At 62.8% G+C, this 24,495-nt stretch carries 24 protein-coding genes and 1 pseudogene; 12 read left to right on the top strand and 13 right to left on the bottom strand.

What is annotated here, in order from left to right:
- Positions 1-146 precede the first annotated feature (146 nt).
- A complete protein-coding gene (locus OZ911_RS27980; RefSeq protein ID WP_023047194.1) occupies positions 147-2,165 on the top strand; it encodes a DUF4034 domain-containing protein in 2,019 nt (672 codons plus the stop codon).
- 5 nt (positions 2,166-2,170) lie between these two features.
- Here OZ911_RS27980 and OZ911_RS27975 read toward each other — a convergent pair whose 3' ends face one another.
- The 3 genes from OZ911_RS27975 to OZ911_RS27965 are packed head-to-tail and all read right to left on the bottom strand — an operon-like array spanning position 2,171 to position 3,257.
- Positions 2,171-2,599, bottom strand: coding sequence for a TOBE domain-containing protein (locus OZ911_RS27975; RefSeq protein WP_016489777.1), 429 nt, complete (start codon positions 2,597-2,599; stop codon positions 2,171-2,173).
- Positions 2,600-2,636: 37 nt separating this feature from the next.
- The gene (locus tag OZ911_RS27970) at positions 2,637-2,990 is read right to left on the bottom strand and encodes a gamma-glutamylcyclotransferase family protein (RefSeq protein WP_016489776.1); all 354 of its coding nucleotides are present in this window, start codon (positions 2,988-2,990) and stop codon (positions 2,637-2,639) included.
- Complete coding sequence (locus OZ911_RS27965) at positions 2,991-3,257, bottom strand: accessory factor UbiK family protein (protein WP_031311712.1); 267 nt, start codon at positions 3,255-3,257, stop codon at positions 2,991-2,993.
- A 361-nt stretch (positions 3,258-3,618) separates the two neighbouring features.
- On the opposite strand from OZ911_RS27965, the gene glnK reads away from it, so the two are divergent.
- The 3 genes from glnK to sutA all read left to right on the top strand — a co-directional run bounded on the left by glnK (position 3,619) and on the right by sutA (position 6,094).
- Positions 3,619-3,957 carry a P-II family nitrogen regulator gene (gene glnK / locus OZ911_RS27960; RefSeq protein WP_002555808.1) on the top strand — a complete coding sequence of 113 codons (339 nt, stop codon included), beginning with the start codon at positions 3,619-3,621 and terminating at the stop codon, positions 3,955-3,957.
- A gap of 46 nt (positions 3,958-4,003) precedes the next feature.
- Positions 4,004-5,335 carry an ammonium transporter gene (locus OZ911_RS27955; RefSeq protein WP_016489775.1) on the top strand — a complete coding sequence of 444 codons (1,332 nt, stop codon included), beginning with the start codon at positions 4,004-4,006 and terminating at the stop codon, positions 5,333-5,335.
- Between the two features lie 429 nt (positions 5,336-5,764).
- A complete protein-coding gene (gene sutA / locus OZ911_RS27950; protein WP_016489774.1) occupies positions 5,765-6,094 on the top strand; it encodes a dormancy-specific transcriptional regulator SutA in 330 nt (109 codons plus the stop codon).
- A 157-nt stretch (positions 6,095-6,251) separates the two neighbouring features.
- Here the strand turns inward: sutA and OZ911_RS27945 are convergent, their stop codons facing one another.
- From OZ911_RS27945 to lptM, 6 genes are read right to left on the bottom strand one after another with little or no spacing between them, the layout of a single operon-like run.
- Positions 6,252-6,947: an HAD family hydrolase gene (locus OZ911_RS27945; protein WP_023047196.1), complete on the bottom strand. Its 696-nt coding sequence runs from the start codon at positions 6,945-6,947 to the stop codon at positions 6,252-6,254.
- Complete coding sequence (gene xerC, locus OZ911_RS27940) at positions 6,944-7,843, bottom strand: tyrosine recombinase XerC (protein WP_016489772.1); 900 nt, start codon at positions 7,841-7,843, stop codon at positions 6,944-6,946. Before xerC ends, OZ911_RS27945 begins: the two co-directional genes overlap by 4 nt.
- Positions 7,843-8,553 (bottom strand): DUF484 family protein, encoded by a 711-nt coding sequence (locus OZ911_RS27935; RefSeq protein ID WP_070086511.1) that lies wholly within the window; start codon positions 8,551-8,553, stop codon positions 7,843-7,845. The genes xerC and OZ911_RS27935 overlap by 1 nt, the downstream gene beginning before the upstream one ends.
- A 13-nt stretch (positions 8,554-8,566) precedes the next feature.
- Positions 8,567-9,397 (bottom strand): diaminopimelate epimerase, encoded by an 831-nt coding sequence (gene dapF, locus OZ911_RS27930; RefSeq protein WP_016489770.1) that lies wholly within the window; start codon positions 9,395-9,397, stop codon positions 8,567-8,569.
- Between the two features lie 4 nt (positions 9,398-9,401).
- The gene (gene lysA / locus OZ911_RS27925) at positions 9,402-10,649 is read right to left on the bottom strand and encodes a diaminopimelate decarboxylase (protein ID WP_023047197.1); all 1,248 of its coding nucleotides are present in this window, start codon (positions 10,647-10,649) and stop codon (positions 9,402-9,404) included.
- A gap of 9 nt (positions 10,650-10,658) precedes the next feature.
- Positions 10,659-10,868 (bottom strand): LPS translocon maturation chaperone LptM, encoded by a 210-nt coding sequence (gene lptM, locus OZ911_RS27920; protein ID WP_016489768.1) that lies wholly within the window; start codon positions 10,866-10,868, stop codon positions 10,659-10,661.
- 190 nt (positions 10,869-11,058) lie between these two features.
- Here lptM and cyaY point away from each other — a divergent pair, with 190 nt between their 5' ends.
- The 3 genes from cyaY (at position 11,059) to rnk (ending at position 12,175) form a co-directional block, all read left to right on the top strand.
- A complete protein-coding gene (gene cyaY, locus OZ911_RS27915; RefSeq protein WP_016489767.1) occupies positions 11,059-11,391 on the top strand; it encodes an iron donor protein CyaY in 333 nt (110 codons plus the stop codon).
- 1 nt (position 11,392) lies between these two features.
- The gene (locus OZ911_RS27910; RefSeq protein ID WP_016489766.1) at positions 11,393-11,617 is read left to right on the top strand and encodes a DUF1289 domain-containing protein; all 225 of its coding nucleotides are present in this window, start codon (positions 11,393-11,395) and stop codon (positions 11,615-11,617) included.
- Between the two features lie 147 nt (positions 11,618-11,764).
- The gene (gene rnk, locus OZ911_RS27905; protein WP_023047198.1) at positions 11,765-12,175 is read left to right on the top strand and encodes a nucleoside diphosphate kinase regulator; all 411 of its coding nucleotides are present in this window, start codon (positions 11,765-11,767) and stop codon (positions 12,173-12,175) included.
- 30 nt (positions 12,176-12,205) lie between these two features.
- Here the strand turns inward: rnk and OZ911_RS27900 are convergent, their stop codons facing one another.
- Positions 12,206-15,055, bottom strand: coding sequence for a class I adenylate cyclase (locus OZ911_RS27900; RefSeq protein ID WP_023047199.1), 2,850 nt, complete (start codon positions 15,053-15,055; stop codon positions 12,206-12,208).
- Positions 15,056-15,221: 166 nt separating this feature from the next.
- On the opposite strand from OZ911_RS27900, the gene OZ911_RS27895 reads away from it, so the two are divergent.
- Positions 15,222-15,674 carry a YaiI/YqxD family protein gene (locus OZ911_RS27895; RefSeq protein WP_096426900.1) on the top strand — a complete coding sequence of 151 codons (453 nt, stop codon included), beginning with the start codon at positions 15,222-15,224 and terminating at the stop codon, positions 15,672-15,674.
- Between the two features lie 28 nt (positions 15,675-15,702).
- Here OZ911_RS27895 and elbB read toward each other — a convergent pair whose 3' ends face one another.
- Entirely contained in the window at positions 15,703-16,371 is a 669-nt protein-coding gene (gene elbB, locus OZ911_RS27890; protein ID WP_016489762.1) for an isoprenoid biosynthesis glyoxalase ElbB, read from the bottom strand.
- A 112-nt stretch (positions 16,372-16,483) separates the two neighbouring features.
- Between elbB and OZ911_RS27885 the strand changes: the two are divergent.
- Positions 16,484-17,062, top strand: a pseudogene (locus OZ911_RS27885) (sterol desaturase family protein); the annotation flags it as partial.
- Positions 17,063-17,611: 549 nt separating this feature from the next.
- On the opposite strand, the gene OZ911_RS27880 reads toward OZ911_RS27885, so the two are convergent.
- Positions 17,612-18,256 (bottom strand): DedA family protein, encoded by a 645-nt coding sequence (locus OZ911_RS27880; protein WP_023049545.1) that lies wholly within the window; start codon positions 18,254-18,256, stop codon positions 17,612-17,614.
- A 213-nt stretch (positions 18,257-18,469) separates the two neighbouring features.
- Here OZ911_RS27880 and ppk1 point away from each other — a divergent pair, with 213 nt between their 5' ends.
- Positions 18,470-20,731: a polyphosphate kinase 1 gene (ppk1, locus tag OZ911_RS27875; RefSeq protein WP_016489759.1), complete on the top strand. Its 2,262-nt coding sequence runs from the start codon at positions 18,470-18,472 to the stop codon at positions 20,729-20,731.
- Here the strand turns inward: ppk1 and ppx are convergent.
- On the bottom strand, positions 20,718-22,220 hold the full coding sequence (ppx, locus tag OZ911_RS27870) for an exopolyphosphatase (protein WP_016489758.1): 1,503 nt from the start codon (positions 22,218-22,220) through the stop codon (positions 20,718-20,720). The genes ppk1 and ppx overlap by 14 nt on opposite strands.
- A gap of 254 nt (positions 22,221-22,474) precedes the next feature.
- On the opposite strand from ppx, the gene trxA reads away from it, so the two are divergent.
- Positions 22,475-22,804 (top strand): thioredoxin TrxA, encoded by a 330-nt coding sequence (gene trxA / locus OZ911_RS27865; RefSeq protein WP_016489757.1) that lies wholly within the window; start codon positions 22,475-22,477, stop codon positions 22,802-22,804.
- Positions 22,805-23,031: 227 nt separating this feature from the next.
- A complete protein-coding gene (rho, locus tag OZ911_RS27860) occupies positions 23,032-24,291 on the top strand; it encodes a transcription termination factor Rho (protein WP_003253661.1) in 1,260 nt (419 codons plus the stop codon).
- Positions 24,292-24,495 lie beyond the last annotated feature (204 nt).

Genomic DNA, 24,495 nt, shown 5'->3' with positions numbered 1-24,495 from the left:
TTTCCCTGTGTTTTCTTTAAAATCGGCAAAAAATGGATCCAATAATCTTTGCGCAGGTGGGTGGTATGGCTTAGTGTTGTTGGGCAAATGCCGTTGCCATGGGATGGCACCGCGTCTTCTTTCAAATGGACTTGAGGTATTGCGCCGTGCAAACGCTCGCCCAAACGCGCCAGGTGATTCGCGAACTGGTGCAGGCCAATTCATTCATTGAACTCACCCGGTGTTTCGACAGCCTTGAGGCGCAATGGCGCCAAGCCGCGCCCGGCGAGTTCCCGGCCTACCTGGCGGCCATCGAAGGGCACATGCTGGTGGACCTGGAAAACCAGGGTGACAGGGCCCTGAGCCAAGTGCTCAAAGCCTGGATTGATGCCTGCCCCAAGGCTTACCACCCGCAAGTGGTAATGGGCATGCACTGTTTCCACCGGGCCTGCCAGGTGCAGGATGGTGGCCAACGCAACGCTGCCCGCTTGCTGGCCGTCGAGCAAATTTGTGAAACCGCGACCGCGCACCTGTTGCGTGCAATGGACCGCTCTGCACAACCCGTGGCAGCGGCCATTGGCATGCTGCGTGTCAGTGCGCAACTGCGCGAACCTGGCTGGTTGATCGAACTGTTTCAGGGGCAGCCTGCGCGGTACAGGCCCAGTGCCCATGCCGATGTGGAAGCGCAGGAAGCCGCAGCCCCCTTGCTCGTGAAGTACGGGCTGTTGCCCTTGGCCGAGCTGCCCCAAGCATTACCGGCGTGCCTGAGCAGGCGGGCCGATCACGAAAACGAAGCACCACGCTATTACTGGTTGCGCCATGCGCTGGTGGCCCGCCCTGGTTGTTTCGAAGCGATCCAGGCGCTGGCCGTTTACCTGTTGCCCCGTTGGGGGGCCAGTTTTGATGCGCTGGACCTGTTGGCCAATGGGCCGTTGTGCGATGGGTGGGACGAAGCGCTGCGCAATGCGTTGCGCTGGATGGCCGTCGAAGAACGGCTGAAGCTGCCACATGCCGAGCAGTTGCAGGCCGTCGCGGATTGGCAGCAACTGTTCGATAGCTGGCTGCAACGCCCGCTAAGGCCCAGGGAAAGCGCCGTCGTGCTGGCCTGGCGAGGCGCGCTGCGCAGCAGTGCCTTGCAAGACCATGCAGGCGGTATGCGTGATTTCGCCGCGAGCTTGGCATGCAACGCCAGTCATGGCGCCATCCCTGCGATGGGCGAGCCATTTCGCTGTTTTGTCGGGCTGATACTGTGTGATGGCATGGCAGATGAGCATCAGCTGTTGCGCACCGCCATCGAGCGCCTGTGTGAAGGCCGCTCGCATGCTGGCGCTTGTGCAATGCGCGCTGCCGGGCATCGCTTCGGCCTGTGGGGGCTGCCGCGTTCGGCCGAGCAGGCAAGGCTCTGGTCACAGGTGGCGGTGACCCGCCAGCGCGCGGGCCATGCGCCAGGCTTCGATGTGCTCGCTGTGGCGCGGCTGCTGTGGGCTGCCAACCGGCACGAGGTGGCTTGTTACCTGTACCAGCGCTTTGCGGAGCTGAGCTTGCCGGGTGCTGCCCTTGGCCTGTACGAGCTGCACAGCGGCGGCCTGGGCAACACCCCGGCGCACTATCTGGACGACGAGACGGCTGAGTATTGGCTGCAGCGTGCGGTAGAGGCGGGCAGCAGGCAGGCCAAGTACAACCTCGCCTGCCTGCGTATGGAGGGTGATGAGGACCTGAGTGAGCGAAGTGCCATGCTGGCTGTCAGGCGCCTGCTGGTCGATGCGCTGGGTAATCCGCACACCAATGCGCGTGCGCGCTTGCACCTGGGTATCCTGTTGCGCCAGTTTGGCGAAGTCCAGGAACGGGCCGAGGCCGTCGCCTACCTGTCGAGCCTGGTCGAGCACCCGGACCCGTGGGTTGCCGGACGGGCCAGCGCCGAACTGGGGCTGGCCTGGATGCAGGGGCGCGGCACTCGCAAGCAGAGCCGTTTTGCTGCCATCGAATGGGCCAACCGTGCGGCTGCCTTGCAGCCTGGGGATTCAGCCATCGAAAACATCCAGGCCGAGATCCTCAACTCGCACAACCGGGTGAAGACCCTGGTTACCCAGTGTGGTGCGACCCTGTTTCGCGGCACCTTGCACGCCAGCGAGTTGCCGCCGAAACAGGCAGTATCCGAGCCGGGCCGGCTACGGGCGTCGGCCTGATACCCTCAGGGCTTGGCGCCGAGGATGATGTGCGAGGCCTTGATCAGCGCAGTGGCCTTCACACCCGGTGCCAGGCCCAGCTCCTGCACGGCTTCGCGGGTCACGATGGCAAACACCTCGGTGCCGCCGGCCAGCTTCAGCACCACTTCGGCATTCACTGCACCATCACCCACCCGCACCACTTCGCCTTCCAGTGCGTTACGGGCCGATAGCTTGTAGCCGGCGGCGTCGGTCAGCAGTACCACCCACGGCGCCTTGACCAGCGCCACGGCGTCTTTGCCGACGTTGATGCTGAGGTTATGCAGGCTGGCCATGGTGACCACCGCTACCAGCTTTTCGCCGCCACCCAGGGTCAGCTCGACTTCGGCATTGACCGCGCCGGGCTGAACGTTGGTGACTTTGCCTTCAAAAACATTGCGTGCGCTGACTTTCATGGGGAACGCTCCGTGTAACAACCCGCGCCAGAGGGATTCAGGCGCGCACATAAACCCAGGCAGTCAGGCCCGACGCGAGCGTGACGGCGACGCGCTTGTAGTCGGCAACTTCATAGCGGTCCGCCGCCGCCAGCTCTTCTTCGCTGATCTGGAAGACCGTGCCGGCCACGCTGTCGTCGGCCTGGCTGCTGGGGGAAACGATGGGGTGATGGGACTTGCCGCTAGCCGCCAGCACAGCCGGGTCGGTGATCTCGACCCAGTCCTGTCGGTAGCCCGGCATGCGGTCGGCCTGGCCGCTCAGCTCACGGCCGAAGTTGGCCCGTTGCACGGCCTTGTCCTGCAGCGTGCCGTAGGAAAACAGCAGTACCGGGTATGCGCTGGAGGGCTGCATTCACTTATCCTGTGGGGTCGGGTTCAGCCGTGCTTCCAGCTCGGCTACTTGTTTTTCCAAAGCCTCCAGGCGAGCACGGGTGCGCGCCAGCACAACCATCTGGCTGTCGAATTCGTCACGGCTGACCAGGTCCAGCTTGCTGAAGGCACCTTGCATCAGCACCTTGAACTGGCTTTCCAGTTCTGCACGGGGCTGGGCGGTATCGCTGCTGAACAGGCGCGAGGCCTGGTCGCTCAGGGCATCGAGAAGGGCTTTGGGCGCAAGCATGGGGCAGTCCACTGAAACTGAGAATGGCCGGCAGTGTAGCACGCACAAATCGGACGTTTGGGTGCACGTTTTTCGCGCAATGCGCCCTGCCGGTGCGCACCGAAACTGTGCATGTTTCCCATGCTGGCGACTGGCCAATCCCGACCCTTTCGCATAACTCGCTGTTTTCCGGTGATTTGCCGGAACTGGCAAGGTTTCTGCAAAGACCTGTACGAGCCATGCACTGATGCAGTTCCTTGTGACCAAGCAGTGCGCACGCGGAGCCGGATGCCGACGACGCGTTACAAAGCCAACCGCTGCGCTTAGACTTGAGACGGGTTTGTTTTCCTGGGGCAAGTCCACCAAATCGGGAGAGAGTTTCATGAAGCTAGTCACAGCCATCATCAAGCCGTTCAAGCTGGACGACGTGCGCGAGTCGCTGTCGGAAATCGGCGTGCAGGGCATCACTGTTACTGAAGTCAAAGGCTTCGGCCGGCAGAAGGGCCACACCGAGCTGTATCGCGGTGCTGAATATGTGGTCGATTTTCTGCCCAAGGTGAAGATCGATGTTGCCATCGATGACAAGGACCTTGATCGGGTAATCGAAGCCATCACCAAGGCAGCCAACACCGGCAAGATCGGTGACGGCAAGATTTTCGTGGTGAATCTGGAGCAGGCGATCCGCATCCGTACCGGCGAAACCGATACCGACGCGATCTAAGCAGCAACAACGCCTCACCAAACCCAACGCCCCAGGAGAAAACAACATGACTCTGCGTAAGATCGCAGGGCTAGGAGCCCTATTGTCCCTCGTAATGCCCGGGCTTGCCTTGGCCGAGGAAGCCGCCCCAGCGCTGAACTCCGGCGACACCGCCTGGATGTTGACCGCAACGGCGCTGGTGCTGTTCATGACTATCCCGGGCCTGGCCCTGTTCTATGGCGGCATGGTGCGTTCCAAGAACGTGCTGTCGGTGATGATGCAATGCTTTGCAATCACCGGCCTGATGAGCATTCTCTGGGTCGTTTACGGCTACAGCATGGCCTTCGATACCACCGGTATGGAAAAGGGCGTGCTCAACTTCAACTCCTTCGTCGGCGGCTTCTCCAAGGCCTTCCTCAGCGGCGTCACGCCCGAGAACCTGACGTCGGCCACTGCACTCTTCCCTGAGGCGGTATTCATCACCTTCCAGATGACCTTCGCCATCATCACCCCGGCACTGATCGTGGGTGCCTTCGCCGAGCGCATGAAGTTCTCTGCGATGCTGGTGTTCATGGGCATCTGGTTCACCCTGGTGTATGCGCCGATCGCCCACATGGTGTGGAGCGGTGACGGTGCACTGATGTGGGACTGGGGCGTACTGGACTTCGCTGGCGGCACCGTGGTGCACATCAACGCCGGTATCGCAGGCCTGGTCTGCTGCCTGGTGCTGGGTAAGCGCAAGGGCTACCCGACCACCCCGATGGCCCCGCACAACCTGGGCTACACCCTGATGGGCGCGGCCATGCTGTGGATCGGCTGGTTCGGCTTCAACGCAGGCTCCGCCGCCGCCGCCAACGGCACCGCTGGCATGGCCATGCTGGTCACCCAGATCGCCACCGCTGCTGCTGCGCTGGGCTGGATGTTCGCCGAGTGGATTGGTCACGGTAAACCCAGCGCCCTGGGCATCGCTTCGGGTGTGGTTGCCGGCCTGGTTGCCATCACCCCGGCTGCAGGCACCGTGGGGCCGATGGGCGCCTTGGTGATCGGCCTGGCTTCGGGTGTGATCTGCTACTTCTGCGCCACCACCCTCAAGCGCAGGCTCGGCTATGACGATTCGCTGGATGCCTTCGGTGTACATGGTGTCGGCGGCATCATCGGGGCAATCCTTACCGGTGTGTTCGCAGCGCCGGCGCTGGGCGGCTTCGGCACCGTCACCGACATTGGCATGCAGGTCTGGATCCAGGCCAAAGGCGTGATCTTCACCGTGGTCTACACCGCCATCGTCACTTACGTGATCCTCAAGGTGCTGGATCTGGTAATGGGCCTGCGGGTCAACGAAGAAGAAGAGTCGGTCGGCCTCGACCTGGCTCAGCACAACGAACGCGGCTACAACCTGTAACTGCGACGCGGTAAAAACTTGCCCGGCTTGCCGGGCATTTTTTTGCCAGATTTTCAGCATTTCGCGCTTGGCAAACGGTTTATCCGGCACGTTCGCGACGTAGGTAAAAAACTTACAAGTCGCAGGGCGTTTATGGAGCTTTGCTTTTTCCACGGGCGCGCTAGAATGCGCGCCGAAGGGTGTTTGACGTGTAGTCCACACACTTCGCCAGCCTTTGCTAGGCTTGCCAATAGCGTGTGGCCAGCAGGGGCTAGATGGATTTGTCAGGTCCTGCCAGGAGCAGGGCCTGCTGGGTGCCGCCTCCCATCAGGAGCGCCGACCCAAGGGCAGTGGCCTAACCCACGGCCAGTTGAATTTTCACTGGTGGCTGCCGGTCTACGGCTGCACTGGTCTATAACTAACCTGCTTTCGCAAGTCATGAGGTAGAACATGAGCGACGACGATCTGGAAAACGACGACCTCGAAGTAGGCGATGAAGACGAGGTTGATGAAGGCCTCGAAGCGGCAGCTGACGATGTCGCCGAAGATGCGGGCGATGACGACAGCAGCCCGGCACCCGCTGCCAAGGGCAAGTCCAAGGCGGCTGTTTCGGTAGACGAACTGCCGAGCATGGAAGCCAAGCAGAAAGAGCGTGATGCACTGGCCAAGGCGATGGAAGAATTCCTTTCGCGCGGTGGCAAGGTGCAGGAAGTCGAGGCCAACGTGGTCGCCGACCCGCCCAAAAAGCCGGACAACAAGTACGGCAGCCGCCCCATCTGAGTGGCTGACCGCAAAAAAAGCCCGCCGTCGCTGCGGGCTTTTTTGTGGGCGTTTGCCGGTATATTTTCATTGCCAGTGAGATCGAGCGCCGCCCGCGATGCGCCGCGCGGGCGGCGCTCGATATACGCACCAACGCAAATTTCGAGGCGGTCTCTTGTCAGCGCCAGCGGGAAAGGACGTCGGGCAGCTGCGACAGGCGCTGGATTTCGGCATCCGGTGCCTGCTCACCGGTCCAGGCCTTGCCCTGAGGGTTGAACCAGACGGCCCGTAGCCCTGCTCGCTGGGCGCCTGCGATGTCATCGCCGGGGTGGTCGCCGATGTGAACGGCGGCGCTGGCATCCGCCTCGCCGCGGCGCAGGGCTTCCAGGAACGGTGCCGGGTCCGGCTTGCCAATGCCGAGGTCCTCGGCGCACAGGGCAAAGCGGAAGTAGTCCGCCAGCCCCAACCGGCTCACGTCGGCGTTGCCGTTGGTGACCACGCCCAGGATGTAATGGTGACGCAGGACCTCCAGTACCGGCTGCACCTCGGGGAAGATCTCCACCTGGTGGCGAGCATGCAGGAACACTTCAAAGCCTTCGTTAGCCAGCGCCTGCGCTTGCTTCTCGCTGTAGCCGACCTCTTCCAGGGCATGGAACAGCACCCGTCTGCGCAGGGCGCTGATGCGGTGCTTGAGGCCGGGGTCGGCCTGTACCAGCCGCTCGCGAATGGCAAACAGGTGCTCCACCGGCACCCCGCCCAGGATCGGGGCGTTGGCTTCGAGCCAGTCGCGCAGCACGACTTCTGCGCTGGCGATGACCGGCGCGGTGTCCCACAGGGTGTCGTCGAGGTCGAACGTGATCAGCTTGATGCTCATGAGTCTGTGCCTTTGCTGCGTTTGGCCCGAGGGTGGGCGCTGTCGTACACCGCGGCCAGGTGCTGGAAGTCCAGGTGGGTGTAGATCTGCGTGGTGCTGATGTCGGCATGGCCGAGCATTTCCTGCACCGCCCGCAGGTCCTGGGACGATTCCAGCACATGGCTGGCGAAGGAATGGCGAAGCATGTGTGGGTGCAGGTGCTGGCCCAGCTCGCGCTCACCCGCCTTCTGCACACGTTGCTGCACAGCCCGTGGAGTGATGCGGTTGCCCTGGCGGGTGATGAACACCGCGCGGTCACGCGGGTTGCCGATGCCGCGCAGGCGGTACCAGGCGTGCAGCGCCTCGCGGGCTTTGCGGCCAACGGGCAGCACGCGGGCTTTGCCACCCTTGCCCAGCACCTGCACCAGCCCGGCGGCAAGGTCGATGTGATCGAGGTCGAGGTTGGTCAGCTCGGACAGGCGCAGGCCCGACGAGTAGAACAGTTCAAGGATCGCCTGGTCACGACGGGCAATAAAATCGTCATCGACGCCGCCATCAAGCAGCTGCAGGGCGCGGTCGGTGTCCAGCACCTTGGGCAACCGGCGCTCACCCTTGGGCGCGCTCAGGCCAGTGGCCGGGTCGTGCTGGCACAGGCCTTCGCGGTTGAGGTAGCGGTACAGGCCGCGCACCGCCGACAGCAGCCGTGCCAGGCTGCGGGAGGACTGGCCGTGGTGGTGCAGGCGGGCGATCAGTTGGCGCAGTTGCTGGATTTGCAGCGCTTGCCACCCGGCAATACCGTGTTCCTTGCAGTAAGCGGTGACCTTATCCAGGTCGCGACGGTAGCCTAGCAAGGTGTGCTCCGACACCTGGCGCTCGTTGCGCAGGTGTGCGCAATAAGCCTCCAGTTGGCGTTCCATCAGCGTACCGAGCGCAGGGTCTGGGTAACGCGCGGTACAACGCGGCCGAGCACTTCGGCGATGTAGCCAAGGAACAGGGTGCCGACGCTGCTCTTGTAGTGTTGCGGGTCGCGGCTGCCGATCGCCAGCACCCCGTGCAGCCCTTGGTATTCGAGGGTGGCCACGGCACTGGAGCCCACCTCCCGGCGCTGTTCCTCACCGAACAGAAAGGCCAGCTCATGCTCACGCAGGTTGCCACTGACCGTCTTGCCACCGCCCAGCAGAGCACCGATGGCCTGCTGCGCCTCGGTGTTGCTGACCCAGCGCCCGACCGGCGCGCCGTTGTCGCCGAACAGGATGAGGCTGACGAACGGCACCTGGAACTCCTGGCGCAGGCTGTCTTCGACCGCCATTACCACTTCTTCCAGGGTGCCGGCATCGAGCAGGTCGAGGATCAGCCGCCGGGTCTTGTCGAACAGCCGGTCGTTGTCGCGAGCCACATCCATCAATTGCGACAGGCGATGGCGCATCTCGATGTTACGGTCACGCAGCAGCTTGAGCTGACGTTCCACCAGCGACACGCTGTCGCCACGCTGATGCGGTATGCGCTGTTCGATCAGCAGCTCGTCGTGCTCGGCAAAGAAGGTGGGGTGGGCGCGCAGGTAGGCGACCACCGCTTCGGCATCGAGCTCGACGGACTGCTGGGGTACAACCTGGGGCTGATCGGTCATGGCGGTTACTCGCTTAGAGACGAACCTGTCCTTCGTAGACGCGTACGGCCGGGCCGGTCATCACCACGGGCTTGCCGGGGCCGGCCCATTCGATGTGCAGGCGCCCACCGGGCAGGTCGAGGGATACCGGGGAATCCATCCAGCCTTGGCTGATGGCTGCCACGGCGGCGGCACAAGCACCGGTGCCGCAGGCCTGGGTTTCGCCCGCGCCGCGTTCCCACACGCGCAGGTTGGCGCGGTGGCGGTCGATGACCTGGAGGAAGCCGGCATTCACCCGCTGCGGGAAGCGTGGGTGGTTTTCGATCTTCGGGCCCAGCTCATGCACGGGGGCAGTATGCACGTCATCGACGCGCAGCACGGCATGCGGGTTACCCATGGACACGGCGGCAATCGAATGCAGCTGGCCGTCGACTTCCAGTGGGTAGTTCAGCGCCTGCTCGTCAGCGACAAAGGGAATGTCGGCAGGGATGAAGCGCGGTGGGCCCATGTCGACACTCACCTGGCCGTCGTTCTGCACGTCCAGCACGATGATGCCGCTTTTGGTTTCCACGCGGATGCGCTTTTTCGCGGTCAGGCGCTTGTCCAGCACGAAGCGGGCGAAGCAGCGCGCACCGTTGCCGCACTGCTCCACTTCGGAGCCGTCGGCGTTGAAGATGCGGTAGCGGAAGTCCACTTCCGGGTTGTTCGGGGCCTCGACGATCAGCAACTGGTCGAAGCCGATGCCGGTATGCCGGTCACCCCATTGCTTGGCGTGCTTGGGCTGGATATGCGCGTGCTGGCTGACCAGGTCGAGGACCATGAAGTCGTTGCCCAGGCCATGCATCTTGGTAAAACGCAGCAGCATGGGCTTACTCCGGCAGCAGGCTTTCGCCAGCGTACAGTTCGGCGATGGTTTCGCGGCGGCGTACTTCGAACGCCTGGTCGCCGTCGACCAGGATTTCAGCGCAACGGCCACGGGTGTTGTAGTTGGAGCTCATGACAAAACCATAGGCGCCCGCGGACTGCACGGCCAGCAGATCGCCTTCGGCCAGGTTCAGCACACGGTCCTTGCCGAGGAAGTCGCCGGTCTCGCAGATCGGGCCGACCAGGTCGTAGGCACGGCCTTCACCCTCGCGTGGCACGACCGGGCTTACACCCATCCAGGCCTGGTAAAGCGCAGGGCGAATCAGGTCGTTCATCGCCGCATCGATGATGGCGAAGTCTTTGTGTTCGGTGTGCTTGAGGTATTCCACGCGGGTCAGCAGCACGCCAGCGTTGGCCACGATGTAGCGGCCCGGCTCGAACACCAAAGCCAGGTCGCGCGTGCCTACGCGTTCGCGAATAGCCTTGATGTAGTCGGCCACCAGCGGTGGTTCTTCGTCGCGGTAGCGCACGCCAACGCCGCCACCCAGGTCCAGATGGCGCAGGTGGATGCCGCAGTCGGCAAGGCGGTCGACCAGGTCCAGCAGGCGGTCCAGGGCATCGAGGAACGGCTCAACGGTGGTCAACTGGGAGCCGATGTGGCAGTCGACGCCAACCACTTCCAGGTTCGGCAACTGCGCGGCACGCACGTAGATGGCCTCGGCGTCGGCAATGGCGATGCCGAACTTGTTTTCTTTAAGGCCGGTGGAGATGTACGGGTGGGTACCGGCGTCAACGTCCGGGTTGACCCGCAGCGACACCGGGGCAACCTTGCCCATCTCGGCTGCCACGACTTGCAAACGCTCCAGTTCGTCGGTGGATTCGACGTTGAAGCAGTGCACACCCACTTCCAGGGCGCGGCGCATGTCTTCGCGGGTTTTGCCGACGCCAGAGAACACCACGCGGTCGGCGCGCCCGCCAGCGGCCAGCACGCGCTCCAGCTCACCACCGGAGACAATGTCGAAACCTGCGCCCAGGCGCGCCAGTACGTTCAACACGCCAAGGTTGGAGTTGGCCTTGACCGCGAAGCACACCAGGTGCTCGGTGCCTTGCAGGGCATCGGCGTAGTTACGGTACTGGGCCTCGATGTGGGCGCGCGAGTACACGTAGGTGGGGGTGCCGAAACGTTCGGCGACGGCCGACAGGGCCACCCCTTCCGCGAACAGCTGGCCGTCGCGGTAGTTGAAAGCGTTCATCTGGTTTCCTTACTGCGCAGGCGACTGCTCGGGCTCGGACTGCAGCTCCGGCTGCGCTTGCGCCGGCGCCGGCTGGGCTTTTGGCTGGTGCTGGTGCGACTTGTGCGCTTTGCCGTTATCGCCGTCTTCAGGCAGGTACAGCGGGCCTTTCTGGCCGCAGGCCGAAACGAGGCAGGCAACAGCGACCAGCGCCGCGAAGGAGGAAATCAGGCGCTTCATGGGTGAAATCCTTAGAAAAATGCAGTATTGCGCCCGAGTATACCGAGCGACCGGCGGCTTGCCTATGCAAGGGCCGGTCCGCCGGGCGGGCTATTCTTACCGCCTTCAATGGCTAATCTTTGCATTCGGCGCCAAGCGCCCGTATCTTGCCCGGCTTGCCTGTAACGCAGCCAATTTCGAGGTTCCTGCAATGAGTTTGAGTGAAGCGCGTTTCCATGATCTGGTCGACGCGACCCAACAGGCGTTGGAAGACCTGTTCGACGAGAGCGGCCTGGACCTGGACATGGAGAACTCCGCCGGTGTGCTCACCGTCAAGTTCGAAGGTGGCGCCCAGCTGATTTTCAGCCGCCAGGAACCGCTGCGCCAGCTGTGGCTCGCCGACCGCTCAGGTGGCTTCCACTTCGATTACGACGAAGAAAGCGGCAAGTGGGTGTGCGAGAAGAGCGAAGAGCTGTTGGGCGAAATGCTCGAGCGCATCGTCTGGGAGCGGGCCGGCGAGAAGCTGGACTTCGACGAGATCTGACATGAGCACCGCCCCGGCCCGTCCCCCCAAGCCGCTCTACAGCAACGTCAGCCCCGCTGTGCCATCACCGTGCATCAGCGTTTGCCGGCTGGACGAACAGCGGGTGTGCACTGGCTGCCAGCGGCATGTGGAGCACATTCGCGAATGGCGCTCGGCCGATGACGAACGGCGTCGGCAGATTTGCCGCGAGGCCCAGGCCCTGCGCGACCAGGCTAAGGCACACTGATAGCAAGGGCTTGAGTATTTGCCCGGCTGTGGTAGTGTCGGGTTTCTGCGTCGGTGACGCCAAAGCCTTCACAAACCCCGCCCTTGGGCGGGGTTTTGCTTTATCTGCACGACGAAAATCGCCTGTTCAAAGGAGTCTGACTGGATCATGAGCACCAAGCCTTCCCTCATCCTCACCCGATTGGACGTACAGCGTCTGGAGCGTCTGATCGACAGCCTCGACGAAAGTACGCCGGGTGTGCTCGCCCTGCAGGACGAGCTGGACCGCGCCGAGCAGGTGGTCGGTCACGATGAAGTGCCGGCGGGCGTGGTCACCATGAACTCGCGCGTGCACTGCCGTGAGGAAGCCAGCGGCAAGGACTACCACCTGACGTTGGTCTATCCGAAGGATGCCGGGCCGGAAGGTAATGTCTCGGTCCTGGCACCGATTGGCTGCGCCTTGCTGGGGCTGTCGGTGGGCGAGCAGATCGACTGGCCGGCACCGGGGGGCAAGACCCTCAAGCTGAAGCTGCTGGAAGTGGAGTACCAACCAGAAGCGGCGGGCGATTACGACCTGTAAGGCTCAAGGGGGCTGCAAGGCAGCCCTCGGTCATTCACCCAGCACCTGCTCCAGCCCCTCATTCAACGCCTGCTCCAGCACCCGCTTGTAGTTCAGGTACACCTGCGTCGCGCCCAGCCGGTCATCCAGCAGCTCGGACAAATCCAGATCGGTGATGTAGCACCGGTACTGTCCGGCAGCGCGCCGTTGCCCGATGATCTGCCTGGCCACCACCGCATACAGCTGCGCACCATGCTCCAGCTCGGAAAACTCTTGCTGGTCGCAGTACAGCGTCACATGCGCCGCACCCGCCACACCGGCCTGGATGATGGCTTGCACCTCATAGTAGGGCTGGTCGCTGCCCTCGACCGGGGCTTGGCGCGGCTCGAGGCTACGCGCCTTGCCAACGCCGGAAGGCAACAGTTGCGCATAGTGGATATCCAGTGAGGCAGCGCGCTGGGTATCCAGCGGCAGCCGGGCATCACGGCGCATCACCACCGAACGCAGGAACCGCTGCAGCGGCAGCAGCAGGTGGGCTTCGTCATGCAGGGGCAGGCGTTGCTGCCACAGGGCATTGTACTCATCCAGCACATACAACTCGGCCCAGCCACCTTGCAGGCGGTAGAACACCTGGATGCAAGCCGGGCGGCCCTGTTCCAGCACCAGGCGCAGGTCGTGGTCCAGCAGGGCGTTGGTATCCAGGTACAGCGGGCTGTAGGCGCTGCGTTCTTCGCCCAGGTGGGCCAGCAGCCCCTCGTGCTCGGCCAGGGTGGCCAGGCCTACATGCCCGGCCAACAGCTCCAGCACATGGGTGTGCTGGGCTACCTCTAGCAGGTAGCGGTGGTTGGCGCCCTGGTCCAGCAGCAGCTGCACCGTGTCAAAAATTTCCTCCACGCGCTGGCTGATGGCCTGTGCGCGGCTCGGGCAAAAGCAGCGTATCCGCACCCGTGGCCGGTGGCCCCGCAGCACCGGGCTATTGAGGAAGTCGCGCAGGCAGCGCACCAGCGCATGTTCGCCTTCGTAGCGCTGGACCAGCACTTCGTTCCAGCTGTTCAGGGTGACTTGGTCCAGGGTCAGTACCAGGTTCTCGCGCACGCCTGCGTAGCTCAACGAGTCGGTACGCTCGGTGGTCATCAGGATGTTCAGATCGCGGTGATGGCGCAGCGGGTCGATGGCGACGTTGACCAGCAACAAAACCTCGTCGGCAACGCTGGGCTGCAGCAGGCGCACTTCGCTGACGATCGGCAAGGGCAGGGGAATACTTTGCTGCAGGCAACCCATCAGGTTGAACAGCTCTAATTCACTGAGGTCGCTGGCGCCGGGGTGCAGCGCCATGCGCGTGCTGCTGTCGATCACGCCGTTACGATGGGCCCAGGCCAGCAGCTCGATCAGCTCGCGGCAGCGCTTTATCGGGCTGAAGTGCTCCACCTCGTGGGTGCTCAGGTTGCCGCAGTACAGCTCCCAGTGGTGGCTGCCGGGCTCCTTGCGGTTAGGTGCCTGAACCAGGGTCAGGGTCCCTTCGGCAAGGTCCGGGGCGATGCCGGGGTTGATCACCTCGACCTTGCCGGCGCGGCGCTCGAAGGCCGCGTACAGGCGCCGGCCCAGCACATTGAGGTCGCGCTGCTCGGCACGGCTGCTGGCGCTCTGGGTGCTGGCGAACTGGCTGAGGAAGCGGTAGCTGTGGTTCAGCTCGGCCACCAGTTCGCGGCGCTCGACAGCGACTTGCTGCACTTTCCATTGGCTACGGCTATCCAGCAGGGCCAACTGACGCTGGTCCCAGCCCCACTCGTCTGCCAGGCGCTGCAACAGCCGGCGCTGCCAGCCATTGGCGCGGCCTTGGTCGCTGAGCTTCTTGTTCACCTTCAGGTACAGGCTGCGCCGCACCCGTTCCAGGCGTGCGACCGCGCCGCGCTGCAGCAGGTAGCGCTCGATACGCCGATAGACCATGACGTAGGGGTCCAGTGCGTCGAGGTCGAGCTGATTGGCGAACACTGCCTGCTTGTAGTCCAGGCTCAGACAACGCACGGCGGGGTGTTCACTGGCGTAGGCCTCGGTCAGCAGCAGCTTGAGTAGCGACTTGTAGGGCGAATCGATGCCCTTGAACAGTTGCCACAGGCCGGCACCGACGAACTCGCCGGGTGGAACGTGTGCCAGGTTGCCGAGATCGAGAGTGTCCTGGCTGCGGATGAAGCGTTTGGTCAGCAGGGTCTGGGTGTAGGCGTGATAATTGTGTTCCTGGTAGACGGGCACCAGCCACCACAGTGGTGTCCGGCCTGCCAGCCAGAGGGTGGTGCGGTAGAACTCATCCAGCAGCAGGTAGTGCTGGGTGGTGCCGCAGTCATCGGAGCCCAGCTGGCCGTCGCGCTGGCCTTGGGCAAAGCCTTGCGTGTCGATCAGGAAGAAGTGCGCCTCGGCACCCAGGCTTGCTGCCCAGTCCTCCAGCAATTGGCACTTGCGGCGCAGTTCTTCCAGCAAATGCTCGGGCAAGCCGGGCGCATGGCACACCCACAGGTCCATGTCGCTGTGCTCGGCCTGGGCCAGCGAGCCCAGGCTGCCCATCAGAAACAAGCCGTGGATAGGGCGCGGCGGGTTGCCATGGCGGGCTTTGTAGGTGAACGAGCGGGCCAGGCGCTGGGCCTCGACCACCAGCTCGGCACCTGGCTCGTAACCCGATACGCCCGCAGGCGTGCTACCCGAGACGTAGCCCGGCAATAATGGGTGGTTCACGTGAAACAGCAGCGGCAGTAGCGTCAGTACCTGTTGCTGGCGTGTCGACAGGCCTTCCATAGCCCGCTGCAGGCGCCCTTGATTCAGTTGCAGGAAACGCGCACGCAATGTTGCCAGGACCTTGCGGTCGATGCCTTCGTCCAGGTCAGGGCGGATTTCGTGAGGGTGATTCATTGCGCGCTCGGGCAGGCCAGTGAAGCTGTGGCGAGTTTAGCCTGAGTAGCGGGGCCGGATAAGCGGCAATTGGGTTTTTGGCGCCATTTTCCCAGCGCGCGCCTGCTCCAGCTTTCGCTGCGCTTCAGGCATGATGGACGCATTGAGATCATGTAGAGAGTTTCCGATGCGTGTATGGATCGATGCCGACGCCTGCCCCAAGGCGGCCAAGGATCTGATCGTCAAGTTCGCCCTCAAGCGCAAGTTCGAGGTGGTGATGGTGGCGGGCCAGGCCGTGGCCAAGCCGGCGTTTGCGATCGTGCGCCTGATCGTGGTGCCCAGCGGCATGGACGCAGCCGACGACTACCTGGTCGAACACGCCGTGCCCGGCGAGCTGGTGATCTGCAGTGATGTGCCCCTGGCTGACCGCCTGGTGAAAAAGGGCGTGGCGGTGCTGGACCCGCGCGGTCGCGAATTCGACGAGCGCAACATGGGCGACCGCCTGGCGGCGCGCAACCTGTTCACCGAGCTGCGCGAGCAGGGCCAGGCGGGAGGAGGGCAGGGGACTTATGGCGAGCGTGAAAAGCAGGCGTTTGCCAATGCGCTGGACCGGATCATTGCCCGGCTGAGTAAAGCCTGATGCGGGGCTGCTTTGCAGCCCCAAGGACTTACTGGTCACCCTCGTGCGTCAGCTCCAGCACCCGGTCCACCAACTTGTAGATCCCGCCAGCTGCCTCGCTGATCGACTTGGCCTCCATGTAAGCCGGAGTCGTCACCAGCTTGCGCTGGGTGTCTTCGACAATGTCGTGTACATCGCACGCCTCATGGGTGCCGCCCATCTTCTCGACAGCCGCCGCAGTGTCTGCGTCGCTGCCGATGGTGCAGACCACGCCCGGCCCGTAGATCTTCGCCGCAAGTGCTGGCGAAATGCAGATCAGGCCAACTGGCTTGCAGGCGTCGGCAAAGGCTTCGGCCAGGGCCAGCACGTCCGGGTTGACGCTGCAGTTGGCGCCTTCCACGGCGAAGTTGGACAGGTTTTTAGCCGCCCCGAAACCGCCCGGCACGATCAGCGCATCGAAGTCTTCGGCCTTGGCTTCGCGGATGTCCTTGACCTCACCCCGGGCAATGCGCGCCGACTCCACCAGCACATTGCGCGACTCGGGCATTTCCTCGCCGGTCAGGTGGTTGATGACATGCATCTGCGCGATGTTCGGCGCGAAGCACTGCACCTGCGCACCGCGCTGGTCGAGGCGCAGCAGGGTGATCACGCTTTCGTGGATTTCGGCGCCGTCATACACGCCACAGCCGGAAAGAATCACCGCTACTTTTTTTGTCATGTTCATTACTCCAGTGTCGAGGCGCTAAATGTCCTCTAATTTGGCAGATGTCGCCATAGGGGTTGCCGCAGGCGCGGCCTAATCTTGATGGATACCGCCTGAGGCCGTACCCATGGACCTGATACTGCTGGCCGTGCCGTTCTTCTTCGTGCTGATCGCCGTGGAGCTGGTGGCCGACCGCGTGCGTGGACAACGCAACTTTACCCTGGCCGACTCGATCAACAGCCTGAGCACCGGCGCGCTGTCGACCAGCACCGGGTTGCTGACCAAAGGCGCAGGGCTGGTGACCTATGCCCTGGCGTTCGAGCATTTGGCGCTGTTGCGCCTGCCGGCCGAAGCCTGGTGGGTATGGCTGCTGGCCTTCGTCCTGTACGACTTCTGCTACTACTGGTTGCACCGTCTGGGCCATGAACGCAACGTGCTGTGGGCTGCGCATTCGGTGCATCACCAGAGCGAGGAATACAACCTCACCACCGCGCTGCGCCAGACCAGTAGCGGGTTCATCTTCTCGTGGGTCTTCTACCTGCCGATGGCGCTGCTGGGCGTGCCGCCACTGGTGTTCATTACCGTGGCATCGCTCAACCTGCTGTACCAGTTCTGGGTGCATACCCGGCACATTCCCAAGCTTGGCTGGCTTGAGTGGGTGTTGATCACGCCATCCAACCATCGCGTCCACCATGCGCAAAATCCTGTTTACTTGGATCGCAATTATGGCGGCGTGTTCATTCTCTGGGACCGTCTGTTTGGCACCTTCAAAGAGGAAGACCCGGCCGAGCCGGTGGTGTTCGGGGTAACCACGCCACTGGCCAGCTGGAACCCGCTGTGGGCTAATCTGCAGTTCTATGCCCAGCTCTGGCATGACGCCCGGCACACCGCCAGCCTGTGGGACAAGCTGCGCATCTGGTTCATGCCCACTGGCTGGCGCCCGGCCGATGTGGCCGCACGCTTCCCGCAGGCCAAACAGGACCTGACGGTGTTTCGCAAGTTTGAGATTACCTTGGCTCGACCGCAACAAGCCTACGTGGCCATGCAGTTCGCGGTTTATGTGGCCTTGGGCAGCTACCTGATGGATGTGGCCGAGCGCGTGCCGGTCGCGGCGCTGGTGCTTGGCTGGTCGCTGATGGCATTTGGTCTGTTCGTGCTGGGCGCGTTGCTGGAGAACCGGCCCTGGGCTGCGCGCCTGGAGCTGGCGCGGCTGGTGGCGAATGCGCCGGCGCTGTACCTGGCCGGCGCACTGGGGCTAGCGGTGGTCGCGCCGCTGCTCTGGTGGTTGCTCGTGGTCTACAGCCTTTTCAGCCTCTGGGGCCTGGGCCTGGTCTGCCGCCTTGCGCTCCGCGCGCAAAGCGCGGAAGCGCCGGCGCAACCACAACAAGGCACCCAGACCCAGCAGGCCACCGAGCACCCATAGCTCGTAACGCTTCACGTTGCCCAGCAGGCCTTCGAGGATGGCACCGAAGTGGTACGCGGCCGCGCCCAAGGCAATTGCCCAGACGGCCGCGCCAATACCATTGAGCAGCAGGTAGCGGCGCGGCGGGTAGCCCGACAGGCCAATGGCCACCGGCATGACCGTGCGCAGGCCATAAACGAAGCGGAAGCTCAGCACCCAGATGTCGGGGTGACGGCGGATGTGGTCCAGCGCCCGGGCACCCATGGCTTCCCAGCGCGGTTTGCGTGCCAGGATCCTGCGCCCATGGCGACGGCCCATGAAGTACCACAGCTGATCGCCGGCATAGCTGCCCAGGAACGCCACCAGGCACACCAGCTTGATGTCCATGTACCCACGGAATGCAAGGAAACCCGCAAGCACCAAGATGGTCTCGCCTTCGAAGAAGGTGCCTAGAAAAAGGGCAAAATAGCCGAAATCCTGCAGGAATTGTTGAAGCATTTTCTGAGGTGCTGGCGAAATGAACGCGCAGCCTACCCCTTCGCGCGCATTCGTGAAAGTGTCCAAATGTGTCTCGACGTGAACAATTCCTACACAGACAATGCCAGAGCCCACGCGCCATGGCTTGCCCTGGTGTGTCACACAGGCGTCATAATGGGCGCTTATCTTGCCGCTCAATTGATGATAGGGCGTTAACGTCCTCAGGAACGCCAGATGAATAATGAAGTGCTCACCCCTGTCGCGATGAAGGATGCCCAGGAGCTCCCAGAAGAGATGGTGCAGACCCCGCCAGACCTGCCGCCGGCGGCCGAGCCCGAGCCCGAGCCCGTAGAGGAGCAGGTGGCCGAGCCTGTGGCTGCGGTAGCCGCGCCCGTGCCGGCCCCGGCAATTGCCGTCCCCGGTCTGGACGACAGCAGCCTGTACATTCATCGTGAACTCTCGCAGCTGCAGTTCAACATCCGGGTGCTGGAACAAGCCCTGGACGAGAGCTACCCACTGCTCGAACGCCTCAAGTTCCTGTTGATTTTCTCCAGCAACCTCGACGAGTTCTTCGAGATCCGCGTCGCCGGCCTGAAGAAGCAGATCAATTTCGCCCGTGAACAGGCCGGTGCCGACGGCCTGCAGCCGCACCAGGCGTTGGCGCGCATCAGCGAGCTGGTGCACTTCGAGGTAGAGCGCCAGTACGCGATCCTCAACGACGTGCTGCTGCCGGAGCTGGAAAAGCACCACATCCGCTTTATTCGCCGCCGTTACTGGACGCCTAAACTCAAGACCTGGGTGCGCCGCTATTTCCGCGACGAAATCGCCCCGATCATCACCCCGATCGGCCTGGACCCGACCCACCCGTTCCCGCTGCTGGTGAACAAGAGCCTCAACTTCATCGTCGAGCTGGAGGGGGTCGATGCCTTCGGCCGCGACTCGGGCTTGGCGATCATCCCGGCTCCACGCCTGCTGCCGCGGGTCATTCGGGTGCCTGAAGAAGTGGGCGGCCCGGGTGCCAACTACGTGTTCCTGTCGTCAATGATTCACGCGCACGCCGACGACCTGTTCCAGGGCATGAAGGTCAAGGGCTGCTACCAGTTCCGCCTGACCCGTAACGCTGACCTGGCGCTGGACTCCGAAGAAGTCGACGACCTGGCCCGCGCCCTGCGCGGCGAGCTGTTCTCGCGCCGTTACGGCGATGCCGTACGCCTGGAGGTAGCCGACACCTGCCCGAAACACCTGTCGGACTACCTGCTCAAACAGTTCAGCCTCAGCGAAAGCGAGCTGTACCAGGTCAATGGCCCGGTCAACCTTACCCGCCTGTTCAGCATTACCGGCCTGGACAGCCACCCGGAGCTTCAGTACACGCCGTTCACCCCGGCGATCCCCAAGCTGCTGGTGAACGCCGACAACATTTTCAGCGTGATCAGCAAGCAGGACATCCTGCTGATGCACCCGTTCGAGTCCTTCACCCCGGTGGTCGACCTGCTGCGCCAGGCCGCCAAGGACCCGCATGTGCTTGCCGTGCGCCAGACGTTGTACCGTTCCGGGGCCAACTCGGAAATTGTCGATGCCCTGGTGGACGCGGCGCGTAACGGCAAGGAGGTCACTGCGGTGATCGAATTGCGCGCGCGCTTCGACGAAGAGTCCAACCTGCAGATGGCCAGCCGCCTGCAAGCGGCCGGTGCGGTGGTGATCTACGGCGTGGTCGGCTTCAAGACCCACGCCAAGATGATGTTGATCCTGCGCCGCGAGCAGGGCGAAATCGTGCGTTATGCCCACCTGGGCACTGGCAACTACCACGCCGGCAACGCCCGCCTGTACACCGACTACAGCCTGCTGACCTCTGACGACGCTCTTACCGAGGACGTGGGCAAGCTGTTCAGCCAGCTGATCGGGATGGGCAAGACGCTGCGCATGAAAAAGCTGCTGCACGCGCCGTTCACCCTGAAGAAGGGCATGCTCGACATGATCGCGCGGGAAACCCAGTTCGCCCTCGAAGGCAAGCCGGCGCACATCATTGCCAAGTTCAACTCGCTGACCGACGCCAAGGTCATCAAGGCGCTGTACAAGGCCAGCCAATCGGGTGTGAAAATCGACCTGGTGGTGCGTGGCATGTGCTGCCTGCGCCCAGGTATTCCGGGGGTTTCACACAATATCCAGGTGCGCTCGATCATTGGCCGCTTCCTTGAGCACACGCGGGTGTTCTACTTCCTCAACGGCGGCGAGGAGCAGATTTATCTGTCCAGTGCCGACTGGATGGAGCGCAACCTCGACAAGCGCGTCGAGACCTGCTTCCCGGTGGAAGGCAAGAAGTTGTTGCTGCGGGTGAAGAAGGAGCTGGAAAGCTACCTGACCGACAACACCCACGCCTGGACCTTGCAGCCAGACGGGCGCTACGTGCGCAGCACCCCTACCGGCAACCAGAACCCGCGCAGTGCCCAGGCGACCCTGCTGGAGCGCCTGAGCAACCCGGTCCTCAACGTACGCTGAGGACGAAGCCGACCCGGGCCAGCCACTCCGCCTCGTTGGCGAAGTCGGCCTGGGTCAGCTGGTTCTGCTCCAGCCAGCCCTCAGGGAAGGCGACATCCAGGCTGTTGTCCCCACCGTTCAGTACCACCTTCGGCATCTGCTGGTTGCCCCGGATATGGTGGAACAGAATGGCGAAGCGCAGCAGCACGCACAGGCGCAGCAGCTTGATACCCTCTTCACCCAGCTCGGCGAACTTGTCCTTGGGGATGTTGCGGCGATGGCCGCGCACCAGCAGGGCCATCATCTGCTGGTCTTCGCGAGAGAAGCCCGACAGGTCGGAGTGCTCGATCAGGTAGGCGCCGTGCTTGTGGTAGTGGTAATGGGCGATATCGAGGCCGACTTCGTGCACTTTCGCCGCCCAACCCAGCAGATCGCGCCAGTTTCCATCTTTCAGCTCCCAGGCGTCGGCCACTTGGTCGAAGGCATGCAGTGCCTTGCGTTCCACGCGTGCAGCCTGGCCCTGGTCCACGTGGTAACGCTCCATCAGCGAATTGAGGGTGCGCTCACGTACGTCTTCGTGGTGGTGGCGGCCAAGCAGGTCGAACAGCACGCCTTCACGCAGGGCGCCGTCACAGTGGTCCATGCGCTGCAGTTCCAGCGCGTCGAAGATCGCTTCGAGAATGGCCATGCCCGCCGGGAAGATGGTGCGCCGGTCCGGCTTGATGCCGTCGAAGTCGATCTTGTCGACTTCGCCCAGCTTGAACAGCTTGCGCTTGACCCAGGCCAGGCCCTCGGCGTTGACCTCGCCATTGCCCAAGCCGCCGGCCTTGATGGCGGCGCCGATGGCGCGGATGGTGCCGGACGAGCCAATGGCCTCGTCCCAGGTCAGGCGATGCAGGGCATGCTCGATGCTCATCAGTTCCAGGCGCGCGGCGGTGTAGGCCTGGGCGTAGCGGGCCGGGGTAATCTTGCCGTCACGGAAGTAGCGCTGGGTGAAGCTGACGCAGCCCATTTGCAGGCTTTCGCGCAGCAGCGGCTCGAAGCGCTGGCCGATGATGAACTCGGTACTGCCGCCGCCGATGTCCGCCACCAGGCGCTTGCCGGGTGTGTCGGCCAGGGTGTGCGACACGCCCAGGTAAATGAGGCGCGCCTCTTCACGGCCGGAGATGACCTCCACCGGGTGGCCGAGGATGGCTTCGGCGCGCTGGATGAACTCGTTACGGTTGCGCGCTTCGCGCAAGGCGTTGGTACCGACGATACGCACGGAGCCTGCCGGCATGCCGTTGATCAGCTGGGAAAAGCGCTTGAGGCAATCCAGGCCTCGTTCCATTGCCTCTTCACTGAGCTTGCGCTCTTCGTCGATGCCGGCGGCAAGCTGAACCTTCTCGCCGAGCCGCTCGAGAATGCGGATTTCTGTATGGTGGGCCTTGGCCACGACCATGTGAAAACTGTTGGAGCCAAGGTCGATGGCGGCGATCAGGGACAGGTTCTTCGCGATGGTATGCGGCATGATCTGGTTGTTCTCGGTCGTTAACCCGGCAATCGTGCCACGATAGCAGGCTGTCGCCAACGCGTGACACGCAGCCGATGTGCTGGCCTTGATGCAAGGCAATGTGCCATTCGATTCTATGACGGCTGTATGACAGTTTCGATTCGCGGCGTCTTGCACAACTATAGTTACACTCAATCGTCCGCGGCTTCCTGTAGGCGGCGGGTGCGGCTATGATGGGCAACGTTTTTTTGCTTACGACCCTGGAGATATCCATGAGCAGCGATCTGATCAAACATGTCACCGACGCCACCTTCGAGGCCGAAGTCCTGAAAGCCCAAGGCCCGGTGCTGGTCGACTACTGGGCTGAATGGTGCGGCCCATGCAAGATGATCGCGCCAGTCCTGGACGACATCGCTACCACCTACGATGGCAAGCTGACCGTCGCCAAGCTGAACATCGACGAAAACCAGGAAACCCCGGCCAAGCACGGCGTGCGTGGTATCCCGACGCTGATGCTGTTCAAGAACGGCAACGTCGAAGCCACCAAGGTGGGCGCTCTGTCCAAGTCGCAGCTGGCCGCGTTCCTCGACGCTCACCTGTGATGTGAAAAAGCCCCGCAATTGCGGGGTTTTTCTTTTTCAGAGCACTAGACGCAGAAAAAAGCAAGTGTTACATTCGGCCTCGCACTGCTTTTTCAGTGCCCTCTACATGCCGTCGCCGAAGCATCCCTAATTCGAATCAGTACGCGATCCTGTCGCCATCTAGCGGCGCGGCCTCATTAAGCCAGAAGCTTAATTCTCCCTTCTTACATGATTACGTCACTCCCCTTATGAACCTGACTGAACTCAAGCAAAAGCCGATTACCGATCTTTTGGAAATGGCCGAACAGATGGGCATCGAGAACATGGCCCGTTCGCGCAAACAGGACGTGATTTTCGCCCTGCTGAAGAAGCATGCGAAGAGCGGCGAAGAGATTTCGGGTGACGGCGTGCTGGAGATTCTCCAGGATGGTTTCGGTTTCCTGCGCTCGGCTGATGCGTCCTACCTGGCCGGCCCGGACGATATCTACGTCTCGCCCAGCCAGATCCGCCGTTTCAACCTGCGTACCGGCGACACCATCGTCGGCAAGATCCGCCCGCCAAAGGAAGGGGAGCGTTACTTCGCTCTGCTGAAGGTTGATACCATCAACTTCGACCGTCCGGAAAACGCGAAGAACAAGATCCTGTTCGAAAACCTGACGCCGCTGTTCCCGAACAAGCGCCTGAAGATGGAAGCTGGTAACGGCTCCACCGAGGACTTGACCGGTCGCGTCATCGACCTGTGCGCCCCGATCGGCAAAGGCCAGCGTGGCCTGATCGTCGCCCCGCCAAAAGCGGGCAAGACCATCATGCTGCAGAACATCGCGGCCAACATCACCCGTAACAACCCCGAGTGCCATCTGATCGTCCTGCTGATCGACGAGCGCCCGGAAGAAGTAACCGAAATGCAGCGCACCGTGCGCGGCGAAGTGGTTGCCTCCACCTTCGACGAGCCGCCAACCCGCCACGTGCAGGTTGCCGAAATGGTGATCGAGAAGGCCAAGCGCCTGGTCGAGCACAAGAAGGACGTGGTCATCCTGCTGGACTCCATCACCCGCCTGGCGCGTGCCTACAACACCGTGATCCCGAGCTCCGGCAAGGTGCTGACCGGTGGTGTTGACGCCCATGCCCTGGAGAAGCCAAAGCGCTTCTTCGGCGCCGCGCGTAACATCGAAGAGGGCGGTTCGCTGACCATCATCGCCACCGCGCTGGTCGAAACCGGCTCGAAGATGGACGAAGTGATCTACGAAGAGTTCAAGGGCACCGGCAACATGGAGCTGCCACTGGACCGCCGCATCGCTGAGAAGCGCGTGTTCCCGGCCATCAACATCAACCGTTCCGGTACCCGCCGCGAAGAGCTGCTGACCGCCGACGACGAACTGCAGCGCATGTGGATCTTGCGCAAGCTGCTGCACCCGATGGACGAAATCGCCGCCATCGAGTTCCTGGTCGACAAGCTCAAGCAGACCAAGACCAACGACGAGTTCTTCTTGTCGATGAAGCGCAAGTAAGCTTCGCAGGCATCACGCAAAAGCCGGGGAAACCCGGCTTTTTGCTGTTTGTCATAAAAGACCGTTCGCCAGCACGCCGAACGAAGGCCAACATGCTGCTTGTGGCGTGGGGGCCTGCCTGATCCAGGCATTTGCCTCCTGCCTCCCGAAGACCAGCGAAGCCGGGCTGGTTGATGAATCGTCACATGGATGTCTCTTATAAGG

Origin of the sequence: Pseudomonas fortuita (assembly GCF_026898135.2) — a bacterium.
GTDB lineage: Bacteria > Pseudomonadota > Gammaproteobacteria > Pseudomonadales > Pseudomonadaceae > Aquipseudomonas > Aquipseudomonas fortuita.
This window is presented reverse-complemented; position numbering and strand designations above follow the sequence as displayed.

Excerpts from the sequence above, each read along its gene's own strand:
- OZ911_RS27955 (WP_016489775.1), top strand. The coding sequence starts at position 4,004 with ATGACTCTGCGTAAGATCGCAGGGCTAGGAGCCCTATTGTCCCTCGTA.
- OZ911_RS27945 (WP_023047196.1), bottom strand. The coding sequence starts at position 6,947 with ATGAGCATCAAGCTGATCACGTTCGACCTCGACGACACCCTGTGGGAC.
- lptM (WP_016489768.1), bottom strand. The coding sequence starts at position 10,868 with ATGAAGCGCCTGATTTCCTCCTTCGCGGCGCTGGTCGCTGTTGCCTGC.
- glnK (WP_002555808.1), top strand. The coding sequence starts at position 3,619 with ATGAAGCTAGTCACAGCCATCATCAAGCCGTTCAAGCTGGACGACGTG.
- trxA (WP_016489757.1), top strand. The coding sequence starts at position 22,475 with ATGAGCAGCGATCTGATCAAACATGTCACCGACGCCACCTTCGAGGCC.
- elbB (WP_016489762.1), bottom strand. The coding sequence starts at position 16,371 with ATGACAAAAAAAGTAGCGGTGATTCTTTCCGGCTGTGGCGTGTATGAC.
- OZ911_RS27970 (WP_016489776.1), bottom strand. The coding sequence starts at position 2,990 with ATGCAGCCCTCCAGCGCATACCCGGTACTGCTGTTTTCCTACGGCACG.
- OZ911_RS27965 (WP_031311712.1), bottom strand. The coding sequence starts at position 3,257 with ATGCTTGCGCCCAAAGCCCTTCTCGATGCCCTGAGCGACCAGGCCTCG.
- OZ911_RS27975 (WP_016489777.1), bottom strand. The coding sequence starts at position 2,599 with ATGAAAGTCAGCGCACGCAATGTTTTTGAAGGCAAAGTCACCAACGTT.
- OZ911_RS27910 (WP_016489766.1), top strand. The coding sequence starts at position 11,393 with ATGAGCACCGCCCCGGCCCGTCCCCCCAAGCCGCTCTACAGCAACGTC.
- OZ911_RS27935 (WP_070086511.1), bottom strand. The coding sequence starts at position 8,553 with ATGACCGATCAGCCCCAGGTTGTACCCCAGCAGTCCGTCGAGCTCGAT.
- lysA (WP_023047197.1), bottom strand. The coding sequence starts at position 10,649 with ATGAACGCTTTCAACTACCGCGACGGCCAGCTGTTCGCGGAAGGGGTG.
- ppk1 (WP_016489759.1), top strand. The coding sequence starts at position 18,470 with ATGAATAATGAAGTGCTCACCCCTGTCGCGATGAAGGATGCCCAGGAG.
- ppx (WP_016489758.1), bottom strand. The coding sequence starts at position 22,220 with ATGCCGCATACCATCGCGAAGAACCTGTCCCTGATCGCCGCCATCGAC.
- OZ911_RS27900 (WP_023047199.1), bottom strand. The coding sequence starts at position 15,055 with ATGAATCACCCTCACGAAATCCGCCCTGACCTGGACGAAGGCATCGAC.
- OZ911_RS27895 (WP_096426900.1), top strand. The coding sequence starts at position 15,222 with ATGCGTGTATGGATCGATGCCGACGCCTGCCCCAAGGCGGCCAAGGAT.
- rho (WP_003253661.1), top strand. The coding sequence starts at position 23,032 with ATGAACCTGACTGAACTCAAGCAAAAGCCGATTACCGATCTTTTGGAA.
- rnk (WP_023047198.1), top strand. The coding sequence starts at position 11,765 with ATGAGCACCAAGCCTTCCCTCATCCTCACCCGATTGGACGTACAGCGT.
- sutA (WP_016489774.1), top strand. The coding sequence starts at position 5,765 with ATGAGCGACGACGATCTGGAAAACGACGACCTCGAAGTAGGCGATGAA.
- xerC (WP_016489772.1), bottom strand. The coding sequence starts at position 7,843 with ATGGAACGCCAACTGGAGGCTTATTGCGCACACCTGCGCAACGAGCGC.
- cyaY (WP_016489767.1), top strand. The coding sequence starts at position 11,059 with ATGAGTTTGAGTGAAGCGCGTTTCCATGATCTGGTCGACGCGACCCAA.
- OZ911_RS27880 (WP_023049545.1), bottom strand. The coding sequence starts at position 18,256 with ATGCTTCAACAATTCCTGCAGGATTTCGGCTATTTTGCCCTTTTTCTA.
- dapF (WP_016489770.1), bottom strand. The coding sequence starts at position 9,397 with ATGCTGCTGCGTTTTACCAAGATGCATGGCCTGGGCAACGACTTCATG.